The sequence below is a fragment of the Prevotella sp. Sow4_E9_plate genome (genome assembly GCF_052116205.1).
In the GTDB taxonomy this organism is placed as follows: domain Bacteria; phylum Bacteroidota; class Bacteroidia; order Bacteroidales; family Bacteroidaceae; genus Prevotella.
In genome coordinates this window covers 1-10,096 of sequence record NZ_JBQKLN010000070.1, presented here as the reverse complement: position 1 = coordinate 10,096, position 10,096 = coordinate 1, and the positions used below count along the sequence as shown (strand labels likewise).

Sequence of the window (10,096 nt, the reverse complement as noted above, 5' to 3'; positions counted from 1 at the left end):
GAAGAAATTATTTCACGTAATCAGTAAAGACTATGGCAAAGAAGAATATGGACATTCTGCTTGGCAACATTCTCGGAAAGGCTGCCATTCATCCGCAGGACAGATTTGACAGGTCTCCTGGGAATCCTCAGGAGCAACAGATTTCTGCTCCCAACCCTCAGGCAGTGAGCGATTCGCCCAATGATGAACCATGGCGACATTTCTCCTTTATCTGCTCAAAGGAACTCGTTGACAAGGTTCAGACCATCGCCCGAAAAGAAGGTTTCACCATCCGTTCCTTCATGGAATACGTCATGAAACAAGGCGTTGAAGCTTATGAGTCGAAGTATGGTAAGGTCAAGAAAATCAGGACTAAAACCATCCGGGAAGTCATGTAGAAAGTGTGGACGTGTAGCCATGTACACATGAATACATTGATACACGTGTACGTTGATACAAATCCCCATGTGGATATGAATACAATGAAATTAAATAACATCAAAAACGAAAAGTCATGAAAATGAAAAAGTATCTTTCAATCGCCATCCTTCTGATGATGATGGCTTCACCAGTAGTATTCACCTCTTGCGGCAATGATGACCCGATGGGGGAGGTCGAGAGTCCGGAAACAAAACTGGACGTTTGGACAGAGCCATTCCACATCATGGGTGCGAATGTGGATGAGGTCAAGAGCTATATGGCTCAATCCATGAAGCGTTACCGCCAGGTGGCTGAGACTTCCGGCGACAACATCTCGTTGACCTATATGACAGGGCAGGGTAGTGAAGGCGTTCTTTACAGCTTCTCCCGTCTTGACGGTTCGCTCTATTCTGTCATTGATACGGAGCAAAGTGTGAACCGTGGGCTTGTCATTGACTATCTGAAGAAGCACTACACGCTTGTTTCAGCCGATGAAGCCAGCCTGCAGTACTGCTTCACCAACCAGGAAAAATCCATGGTGATTACAACCATGAAGATTTCAGACTCCTATTTCAATGTGAACTATTCATTGGTTTATTGATAGTAAAAGCCTTAAACATATATAAAAACAGGATTTAACCCCGTAATCTACAATAAAATTACAAATATCGGGGTTAAAACGGTTTTTGTGGTGCGACAGAGGTAATTTAATCGTTGAAAATCCAGCAAAAGAAAGTTGCTGTTTTTGTACGCAGATATTCGTATATGAATACTTCGATGCAAAAATAGCAACTTTTTGGATTACGTCCGCACTGTGGACGCAATTAGGAAAATCTAACTTTCATTGTTGTTGGTCATGTGGACGTGAATACATGTATATATGTATAGGTGTGTACATGAATACACATTCAAAAACCGTAAAATGCCGAAAAAGAGACTCTTTAAACCCTTTTTTCTGGAAAAATCGCTCAAAAAACAACTTTTTTGAAACTTTTTCCTTGCTACGAAAAAAGACTTCACTCTCCCTTTATACCTTTGCATCGTCAAAACAAGGAAGTATGGGTGAGCGGCTTAAACCAGCACACTGCTAACGTGCCGGACCGAAAGGTTCCGAAGGTTCGAATCCTTCTGCTTCCGCACTTTGGCTCGTTAGCTCAGTTGGATCAGAGCACGACGCTACGAACGTCGGTGTCGGGAGTTCGAGTCTCTCACGAGTCACAACATTGGAGGTTTGGCAGAGTTGGTCTATTGCACCGGTCTTGAAAACCGGCAGGCGGCAACGTCTCAAAGGTTCGAATCCTTTAGCCTCCGCAAACTTGCCCTATTGCATAACGGTAGTGCGGCAGATTCTGGATCTGTAAGTGGTGGTTCGATTCCATCTGGGGCAACATCAATAAGGAGCTTTGGCAGACTTGGTGTATGCGCGGGACTGAAAATCCCGAGAACGTGGTTCGACTCCACGAGGCTCCACTTAAAAATTCGGGAGTGCTCCAGTGGCAACGAGGGCAGACTGGAGTTCCTTGAGCTTGCGAAAAAATCCGCTGTCTGATGACTTCGTAGGTTCGAGTCCTACCTCCCGAACTCAACTTGCCCTATGGTATAATGGTAGCACAACAGGTTTTGGTCCTGTTAGCGAAGGTTCGATTCCTTCTGGGGCGACAAGTTAAAAAACAACTCCATGGTGTAATTGGTAGCATACCAGATTTCAGATCTGGAGGTGGTGGTTCGAATCCATCTGGAGTTTATATGGAGTTTGTAGCTCAGTTGGTAGAGTGCCAGGTTGTGGCTCTGGTGGTCGTGGGTTCGATCCCCATCAAACTCCCAAATGCTTCAATAGCACAGTGGTAGTGCAGCTCCCTTGTAATGAGCAGGTCGTAGGTTCGAATCCTACTTGAAGCTCCACATAAGAAAGGCTTCTCTTCAGGCAGTTTAGCTTGAAAAGAAGCCTTTTAGCTTTCTTGTAAGACGATGTCTCGTTGATGTTCGTTCATAATTTTCCTCCTTTATCCTTACACAAAGTTCAGAATAGATTTAAGTCTGTCCTGTACCTTGTTGAGCACCTGGATGGTGTCTTCGTTGTTCTTATCCTTCTTGTTTTCAAGAAGAATGATAGCCTTCTTTATCAGCTTGCAGTCCTCTATGGATAAAGGCATTTCGGTGATAGAATAGTTAGGATCAGCGTATCTGTAGTATATTCTATCATAAACCTCGATAGGAGCATTGTAGCCCAGTTTATCAGATCTCATAATCTGTATGTCCATCTGAACAGTTCTGGTGCATACTCCTTTGGTGATTCCCTCCATGTCGTAGAGAGCGTCGCTACATGCCTCCACGAGATCTTCGAGAGTCCATCTTCTGTATCTGTTTCTCAAACAGTTGTCTATAGTTTTGTACCTTATTAAGGCATTCTTATTTGCTGGCATAGTTCTTTCATTTTAAACGTAAAAAATGGTTGGATTTTATCCAGCTTTTTCTCGCCATGTCAGAGCAGATGCAAGCAGTTGACTAAAAAGAAAAAGTTGGATTCTCCCGGCAAGGAAACTCCAACTCTTCAATATTATCTTTGTTCTCTGTGGGGCACGCTGCTACGATGCCCGATAGAAATAACTATGCGAATAATGATCTGGGAATCCTATACCGGCTGTATCTGATGTACTTGATGTATGTACATAACTATTCCGCTCAAAGCGTCGATAGCTCTGAACGAATGATTGTGATGTTATGTGCATATTTAAATTCATTTCCGTATAGGATTTTTATATTTTTACTTTTTTATTTGTCTAATTCGGCTGCAAAGATACAAAAATAGTGCGAAATCTTTTTGCGTAGCAGCAAAAAAATGGTATAAACATGCGGATTTTAAGCAAAAAGAGCTGTTCTCATAGTGATAATCGGCTGATTTTACCAGATAATGCTTCGCCCCACACCATGAAGGACGCTACTGGAGTTCCACCTGATAGACTTTGCATTTATGTCAGCAGAGCATGACGTAAGTGCAAAGTCCCTCAGTCGGAAGGTGCCCACGAAACGACATACGGTAGCTTACAAACTGAGTAGGTGGGACGCAAGCGATTCCCACTTAATCAGTTTGACACTACTGCATGTCCATTCGTCGAGAAGGGCACTGGCTCACAGCATCAACCTTCATTTTCCCTCCCTTCCACCTTATTATAATATAATGCATTTCGTTTTTATAGGCATTCTGTCATTTCTCCTTCTAAAATGTATTCATGTGGACGTGAATACATATATACATGGATAGGTGTGTACGTGTACACATGAATACAACTTGAAGCCCTCATACCATTATGAGTAGCAGGCCTTTATAGATTTGCATTTTTATAAACAAGATGATAATGCTTCGCCCCACACCATGAAGGATGCTACTGGAGTTCCACCTGATAGACTTTGCATTTATGTCAGCAGAGCATGACGTAAGTGCAAAGTCCCTCAGTCGGAAGGTGCCCACGAAACGACATCCGGTAGCTTACAAACTGAGTAGGTGGGACGCAAGCGATTCCCACTTAATCAGTTTGACACTACTGCATGTCCATTCGTCGAGAAGGGTACTGGCTCACAGCATCAACCTTCATTTTCCCTCCCTTCCACCTTATTATAATATCCTGGTCTTCCTCTTTATAAGCATTCTGTCTTTCCTTATAAATCTTTCGGCTTTCCTTCTTTATAATCTTCGCCCACACCATAGTCCAGTAAGCATGAACAGTTAGCCAGGGTGTTGTTCTTTCGCAGGCCGATTTTATCGACTTACGAAGGAACAACACGCTGGCTTTTTTAACTGTTGATACTTGCTTGGCCTATTCCCACCCGGCTTTTTTATCCCTACAGTCATTCCCAGTTATACTTTTTCTTCTTACTGAAACCAGAAGGCTTTGATTCCGTATCGTCTTTGGGATTTCGGGATTCTTTTTCTGCAAAGTTATCGCGTATCTGGCAAATAGCAAGTCGTGATTCGGTAACAATCTTCCTTTTCCTTGAAAAGAGTATTCTTCCCATCAGACTTGCCTTATTGCCTTGTACGCACTTTGAAAAGCAGAAAAAGCTTCCCGATCCCAAGTCCGAAAGGACTTAACGAAAGGGAGAAAATAAATTTAGAGACTATGGCAAAAGATTTCAACAACCGCCTGATTACTCCAGAATTGGAGAAGGCAATGCAGGACTATCCGCTCTATTCCCAGGATAACAAGAAGAAGGATGCAGTTTGCATCGCAGTGTTTTTCATCGGCAACGCTCGCTGGTACATTCTTGAAGGACAGCGAGAGAATGATGATTTTGTGCTCTTTGGCATCGTTGTAGGTCTGGCTGAGACTGAGTACAGCTACATTTCTGCCAATGAAATGGCAAGTGTGGAGTTGGACGCAACCAAGTTCGGACTCGGCAAGGTCAGAGTGGAGCAGAGAAAGCCATTCCAACCATGTCAGCTTTCTGAAATCTTCGACAGAGAGTTGCAGTCATTCCTCAGCAGACTTTACGATTGAAAACATTTTTCATGGTGGGTAGTGGCTGATGGCTGCTACCTGCCCAGTAACAACACTTAAAGCAATGAACATGGTACAGGTTTACATCAAGGGACAGGAGGATAAGGAGTTGAGCAGCTTTTTACGCTATTATCCGGTACGTATCAAGAACATCGGTATGGATGCTTTCTTCGACCGCCAGGTTATCTATGATTTCAAGGATGGTCGAAACCATGCTGATGTGGCGAAGTGCGTGGCAAAGATGCTTGTCAAGAAGTTTGGTCGTAAGGTTCGCAGCGTGGTTTTCTCTTGCGTTCCTGCAAGTAGCCAGGAGCGTAACGAGGCACGCAACAAGAATTTCTCCGAACTTGTCTGCAAGTTTTCAGGAGCAATCAACGGCTTTTCCCATGTCAAGGTTGTTGGCGAACGTACCGCAGTTCATGGCACAAAGGTCAAGAAGGAAGAGCGAGCAAAGCGCTTGAAGGAAAAGAATAATATTGAGGTGGATGCTAACTTCTTCAAAAACAAGATAGTCTGCATTTGGGACGATGTGGTTACTACCGGCACTTCATTCTGTGCCTACACCGCACAATTAGAACAAGTCGGGGCGCACGTAACAAACGGCATTTTCCTCGGCAAGACATCATATAAATACGTACAACAATGAAAAGAAAGAACATGACAAAGTTTGATAAGGCTGTTTCGGCAGCCTTTACAGGTCATCGCTTTTACAACTTCTCGCAGCAAGAGGTCATAAGAGAGCGATTGACCAAAGCCATCCTCGAAGCTTACGAGCATGGCATCAGTAATTTTATTTCGGGATTCGCCATCGGTATTGACTTGATGGCAGCCCAGATAGTGCAGTCGCAGAAACCTTCCTGCCCGGGAATGACGCTTACCGCAGCCATTCCTTTCAGAGGTCAGGCAGATAGGTTCAAGCCCAGCGACAGGATGGTTTATGATGGATTGATGGCTTCTGCAGATGAGGTGATCATCCTTTCAGAATACTATTACACCCGATGTTTTCTTGACCGAGACGAGTTCATGGTTGAGAATGCGTCCCTTCTCATTGCCTTTTATGATGGGAGAGAGAAGGGTGGAACCTACTACACTTTCAAGAAAGCCAACTGTTTGGGCATTCCGGTTGTGAATATATATTGAATAACTCGTAAAATATCAAGCTTATGAATGAATTTGTTGACATCATCGTTATCTACGTCGTTCTCCGTGCCATCCTCGCCTTCCTGGGCGCATGGTGGCATGGAGACGGACGCAACGATTTCAGACGAGACCGATAAATCAGCCGAAAATGTAAAAAGTTACGGAGATAATTCATATTCTCCGTAACTTTTTACATAAACCACTCACTTTTGGTGTTATTGAGTTTCCCTCAGTTCTTCTATGAGATTTTCAAGAATATAATCATCGCTCATAAGCTGTAAACCATATTTCGGGTCAGACAGTTGCTGGTACACCTTAGTAGTGTAAAACAAGTTGAGTGCCCTTTCTGCATCAATATGCAGAGCTTCTGCCAGCATCATTATTATTCGGCTTTGTTTGCGCCATAATACAGAATCCCTCATAGTCAATCCTCCTTTTCTATTTGTTCTGACGAGATAAACGACAGATAGTTGTCAACAATCTCTTGGTTCAATATGCAGAGTTGATGATTTACAGCCTTGTATTTCAATTGTCCTAGGGCTTGCTCGGCTGTAATGACATTGTTCTCGTAGTCTTCTACTGTATCAATGACATTATCGTTGGCAACACCACCTTCCACGATGTCATACATGGTTTGCTTTGTACCTCCTTTGCGGCAATCTACAACATATTCCAGCCATTCAAGGTTGTAACTGTCGAAGATTTTAATGCGATAATCCTTATTCTTTACTGCGTCATAATCAAATGAATATATAGATAAAGTCGGTAGGGCGTTGCGTCCTTTTCTTTCAGCAATAGTTTTTGCCCATGAGGAAGCCTGTTGGCGCAATTTGGTAAGGTAGAAACCTTGCCCAAAGTCCACCTTCTTTCTTCCTAATTTTACAAGTGGTTTACCAACTTGTATATAAGAGCCATGATATAGTGTTATCATACTTCTTTCTCCCAGTTTAATAAAGTTTCACTAATGTCGTCTGCCACCCAGTCAAGGCTTTGTGTATGAAGGTCTTCATACCGTTTAATCAGCCTACGATGAATCAGTCCCTGTTTCAGCAGGCGGTCGTGCATCTCCTTTCCGGAAATGCCCAATTTCCGTGCTCCACTCTCTATTGCCATAACGGCGAAGTGAATATGTCTGTATGTATCGTTGTCTGAATATGCCATATTCTGTATTCCGTTTATTTTGTATTCTTTATTGTTTCTTCATGCTCTAATCATTTGATAGATATGCGCCTGAATCTATGGGATAAGCCAAGTTCAACCCCATATTGGCACTATATATCTGCAAAAATACAAAAAATATTCAGAAAAGTGATTTAATGAATGAATTTTGTTTGCAGGACGAACTTGATTTAACCTTATTTATATGCTAGAGGGTTGTTGATGGCATCTTGAATAACCGGAAATCCTTAATGACCTTAATGACCGTGACCTTAATGACCGGAAAACGCCCCTAAACATTTATTTGTTTTTCTGATGAAACTCCTTCCTTGTCTTAGCCATTACTTCTGTAGCCCTATCATGGGTCTCTATAAGCAATGGGCTTTTGTGATATTGCACAATCTTGACACCAACAGAGTTGTGCCTTTTCTTTTCCTCGATGCATTGGACAATCAAGTCCGGATTTGCCGACTTTGATGTTGGAGTCTTGTCAAAGTTCTGAATATAGGCAGCGTTGGTCAGGAAGAGAATGTCGGAACCTTCCGGGATTTCCTGCATTACCTTAGCCATGAGGGTTAACATCATGCGGAACTCTGTAGTGTGAAGGTCGCTGATTACATCACGGCTGATGATATTGCCGTTATACTCAATCACAACGGCAGCACCACCAGCTCGCTCTTTATGGCCATAATCACATGAACCACCTATCCAAACGTAATATGTAGATGTGTCTTGTGTCATAATTATTCTTTACTTACAGTTTCATTTGTAGATAATTTCCCAGGATGTTGCCAACACGCAATTGTCGGGCATAATCCATTAGTTTACTGATATTTCTTTCTGGTCTGGAAAGATAGTTATCGATGATTTCAGAACAGACATCAATGCCCACCTTGTTGCGGAACTTTACAGCATCGCATACGCATCGTTCTACATCATATACCTTTACCTTAAATCCATCTATGACTTTCTCCATCACGCCGATTTCAAGAATGTTGGAAGTATAGTGATGGAGCTCTATCTTTGGGAATGAAGGTACTTTTACTTTTCTATCCCTTTTGATGGCGACATGATAAGCCTGCGGCATGGATGTCGTAAGCTGATGGATATTCCTGGCAGACCAAAGGCAGAGAATGCCGTTTGGAACAATAGACTCTATATCAACCATACATGCTGACAATTGGTCTATGTTAGCATAGACGCCACGGCAAACCTGAATCAGTTCACCTTGGCGAACGGCTTCCAGCATTTTGTAGTAAGCTGTTCGTCCTTGCACTTTGACGTTTGCTGATGATATGAATGAATTCTTTGTTTCCATAATTGTTCTCCTAATTTTGGTACAAAAGTACCAAAAATATTGCTAAGTGTGGTAGTTTTGTACAGGATATTAAAAAGGCTATTTCCCATTTCATGGTTATTCTCCTTTTCCATATTTTTCCTTTTATTTTATCTTCAACGTCCGCAGATATTCCTTCTGCTCGGGAGTGATTCTGTAGCTCTCGATTGCTTTCTGGATGGTCTTGTTGTGCGTCCAGGGAGCAAGACGATTTTGCTCGATGTAGGGAATCGCCCGGTCCCATTGCTTGGCAAGGGCGGTGGCGAAGAACCAGGCAACCATCATCTTTACGTAATACTCTTCGCTCCTTACTGATGCAGGAATTTCAAGATATTCTGCCTTGAAGTCTTTATCCAGGTAATGAGACATAAGTGTCTCTATTCCAAAGCGACAAGTATAGACGTGTGATGATTTACTCCAAGTCTTGATTTTCGTCAGTAACTCCTTCTTGTGTTTGGCAAACACCTTCGGAGACATGATGTCGCAAACTGCCCAGTTGTCCACGAATGGCAGGAAGCTGTCTGTCAGACGAATGCACTCTTCGTAGTCTTTCACCTCGGAGATGAGGAGTCCGTGAAGCATGTTCTCATCGTAGTATTCGTGAGGAAGCTGCTGAAGGAAATCCTCGCATTCTTTCTCCTTTGTAAATTCTTTTGTGAACTTGCGGAGCACAGGCACACGAATGCCTATGAAACTTTCCAAAGGCACTCCCGGTGTCAGTTTGGCTTGGAAAGCAGCATACTGCTTATCCTGCATGGCGAACAGTCTTTCTTGAAGTAAAGTCATAAATTCTTTGTTTTATAATGCAACATAGAAGGAGCAATTGCCTCTTTATTCCATTCTGCCATATTTCATTTCCACGCCCTCCTTATCATACTGCTTGCGCTTGCCGGTTGGTGGCTCAGTAAGTGTGATGCGAACTACAGCCGTGCGTGACAAGGAACGGGCGATGCTCTGGTCGAAAGCATCCATGTGGTGAGGAAGGAAACGCTCACAGATTAGCCGGAGACCATGAATCTTCTCTGCTTCAGCTGTCACGATTTCTGCCTTGCCGAATGCAATAGCAGATTTGAATTGCAGGGTGAAACTGCCGTCTTTCGGACCAACCGTAGGTGCACAACGGGTTACGGCTGAAAGGCAAACCTCAGGATGAGCCTTGATTGCCTCCAACTTCTTGCCTTCCAAGGCACCATGAAAATACCAGTTCACATCATCATCAGATGCGAGTGACAGGGGTAAACCATAAGGCTTGCCTTCTTCGTCAATAAAACTGACCGTTATATACGGAGCCTTGTGCATTATTTCCAAAGCCCACTCACTATCCATTGCTCTTGATTCCTTTCTCATTTTTATCCAATTAATTTATTTCTGTTATACTAAAAACCTTTACCATATCAGAAAAAAATATCTTTCTTACGATATATATATGATCATTTGATATTACTTCTAATGTCTGGATTTGGCTCTGGTTCCGCAGCCATCATTGGCTGTTCCTCAGGAAGTATGTATCTACTGCTGATGTGGAGACCAGAATCATTGTTCGCTTCTATCTCTCCACGCAGTCGTT

12 protein-coding genes, 9 tRNA genes and 1 pseudogene are annotated in these 10,096 nt (G+C 42.9%); 14 read left to right on the top strand and 8 right to left on the bottom strand.

The features are described from left to right. Positions 1-32: 32 nt before the first annotated feature. The 11 genes from ACTQ53_RS16570 (at position 33) to ACTQ53_RS16520 (ending at position 2,301) form a co-directional block, all read left to right on the top strand. Complete coding sequence (locus ACTQ53_RS16570; RefSeq protein WP_117695771.1) at positions 33-377, top strand: hypothetical protein; 345 nt, start codon at positions 33-35, stop codon at positions 375-377. Positions 378-493: 116 nt separating this feature from the next. Further along, the gene (locus ACTQ53_RS16565; RefSeq protein WP_006846543.1) at positions 494-1,000 is read left to right on the top strand and encodes a hypothetical protein; all 507 of its coding nucleotides are present in this window, start codon (positions 494-496) and stop codon (positions 998-1,000) included. 451 nt (positions 1,001-1,451) lie between these two features. After that, a tRNA-Ser gene (locus ACTQ53_RS16560) sits at positions 1,452-1,536 on the top strand. 6 nt (positions 1,537-1,542) lie between these two features. Continuing rightward, positions 1,543-1,617, top strand: a tRNA-Arg gene (locus tag ACTQ53_RS16555). Between the two features lie 7 nt (positions 1,618-1,624). Continuing rightward, positions 1,625-1,710: transfer RNA gene (locus ACTQ53_RS16550), tRNA-Ser, on the top strand. 6 nt (positions 1,711-1,716) lie between these two features. Beyond that, positions 1,717-1,787 (top strand) — tRNA-Gln (locus ACTQ53_RS16545). 9 nt (positions 1,788-1,796) lie between these two features. Continuing rightward, positions 1,797-1,869 (top strand) — tRNA-Phe (locus tag ACTQ53_RS16540). Positions 1,870-1,878: 9 nt separating this feature from the next. Continuing rightward, a tRNA-OTHER gene (locus tag ACTQ53_RS16535) sits at positions 1,879-1,980 on the top strand. A gap of 7 nt (positions 1,981-1,987) precedes the next feature. Further along, positions 1,988-2,058 (top strand) — tRNA-Gln (locus ACTQ53_RS16530). Between the two features lie 90 nt (positions 2,059-2,148). Continuing rightward, a tRNA-His gene (locus tag ACTQ53_RS16525) sits at positions 2,149-2,221 on the top strand. Between the two features lie 5 nt (positions 2,222-2,226). Continuing rightward, positions 2,227-2,301, top strand: a tRNA-Thr gene (locus ACTQ53_RS16520). Between the two features lie 241 nt (positions 2,302-2,542). On the opposite strand, the pseudogene ACTQ53_RS16515 reads toward ACTQ53_RS16520, so the two are convergent. Beyond that, positions 2,543-2,822, bottom strand: a pseudogene (locus tag ACTQ53_RS16515) (hypothetical protein); the annotation flags it as partial. A 1,695-nt stretch (positions 2,823-4,517) separates the two neighbouring features. Here ACTQ53_RS16515 and ACTQ53_RS16510 point away from each other — a divergent pair. From ACTQ53_RS16510 to ACTQ53_RS16500, 3 genes are all read left to right on the top strand, one after another. Next, positions 4,518-4,895 carry a DUF2958 domain-containing protein gene (locus tag ACTQ53_RS16510; RefSeq protein WP_441934324.1) on the top strand — a complete coding sequence of 126 codons (378 nt, stop codon included), beginning with the start codon at positions 4,518-4,520 and terminating at the stop codon, positions 4,893-4,895. 64 nt (positions 4,896-4,959) lie between these two features. Further along, positions 4,960-5,541 carry a ribonucleotide-diphosphate reductase subunit alpha gene (locus ACTQ53_RS16505; protein WP_119227945.1) on the top strand — a complete coding sequence of 194 codons (582 nt, stop codon included), beginning with the start codon at positions 4,960-4,962 and terminating at the stop codon, positions 5,539-5,541. An 11-nt stretch (positions 5,542-5,552) separates the two neighbouring features. After that, complete coding sequence (locus ACTQ53_RS16500) at positions 5,553-6,035, top strand: SLOG family protein (protein WP_441934322.1); 483 nt, start codon at positions 5,553-5,555, stop codon at positions 6,033-6,035. A 215-nt stretch (positions 6,036-6,250) separates the two neighbouring features. Here ACTQ53_RS16500 and ACTQ53_RS16495 read toward each other — a convergent pair whose 3' ends face one another. From ACTQ53_RS16495 to ACTQ53_RS16465, 7 genes are all read right to left on the bottom strand, one after another. After that, on the bottom strand, positions 6,251-6,415 hold the full coding sequence (locus tag ACTQ53_RS16495; RefSeq protein ID WP_262884654.1) for a DUF3791 domain-containing protein: 165 nt from the start codon (positions 6,413-6,415) through the stop codon (positions 6,251-6,253). Between the two features lie 44 nt (positions 6,416-6,459). After that, positions 6,460-6,966 (bottom strand): DUF3990 domain-containing protein, encoded by a 507-nt coding sequence (locus tag ACTQ53_RS16490; RefSeq protein ID WP_118141131.1) that lies wholly within the window; start codon positions 6,964-6,966, stop codon positions 6,460-6,462. Continuing rightward, positions 6,963-7,196, bottom strand: a complete 234-nt coding sequence (locus ACTQ53_RS16485) for a DUF3791 domain-containing protein (RefSeq protein ID WP_119227931.1) — start codon at positions 7,194-7,196, stop codon at positions 6,963-6,965. The genes ACTQ53_RS16490 and ACTQ53_RS16485 overlap by 4 nt, the downstream gene beginning before the upstream one ends. A gap of 297 nt (positions 7,197-7,493) precedes the next feature. Next, positions 7,494-7,934: a ribonuclease H gene (locus ACTQ53_RS16480; protein ID WP_441934319.1), complete on the bottom strand. Its 441-nt coding sequence runs from the start codon at positions 7,932-7,934 to the stop codon at positions 7,494-7,496. 13 nt (positions 7,935-7,947) lie between these two features. Beyond that, a complete protein-coding gene (locus ACTQ53_RS16475; RefSeq protein ID WP_441934317.1) occupies positions 7,948-8,511 on the bottom strand; it encodes a type IV toxin-antitoxin system AbiEi family antitoxin domain-containing protein in 564 nt (187 codons plus the stop codon). Positions 8,512-8,634: 123 nt separating this feature from the next. After that, entirely contained in the window at positions 8,635-9,315 is a 681-nt protein-coding gene (locus ACTQ53_RS16470; RefSeq protein ID WP_441934315.1) for a DNA alkylation repair protein, read from the bottom strand. A 45-nt stretch (positions 9,316-9,360) separates the two neighbouring features. Then, on the bottom strand, positions 9,361-9,876 hold the full coding sequence (locus tag ACTQ53_RS16465; protein ID WP_441934313.1) for a pyridoxamine 5'-phosphate oxidase family protein: 516 nt from the start codon (positions 9,874-9,876) through the stop codon (positions 9,361-9,363). Positions 9,877-10,096: the final 220 nt, after the last annotated feature.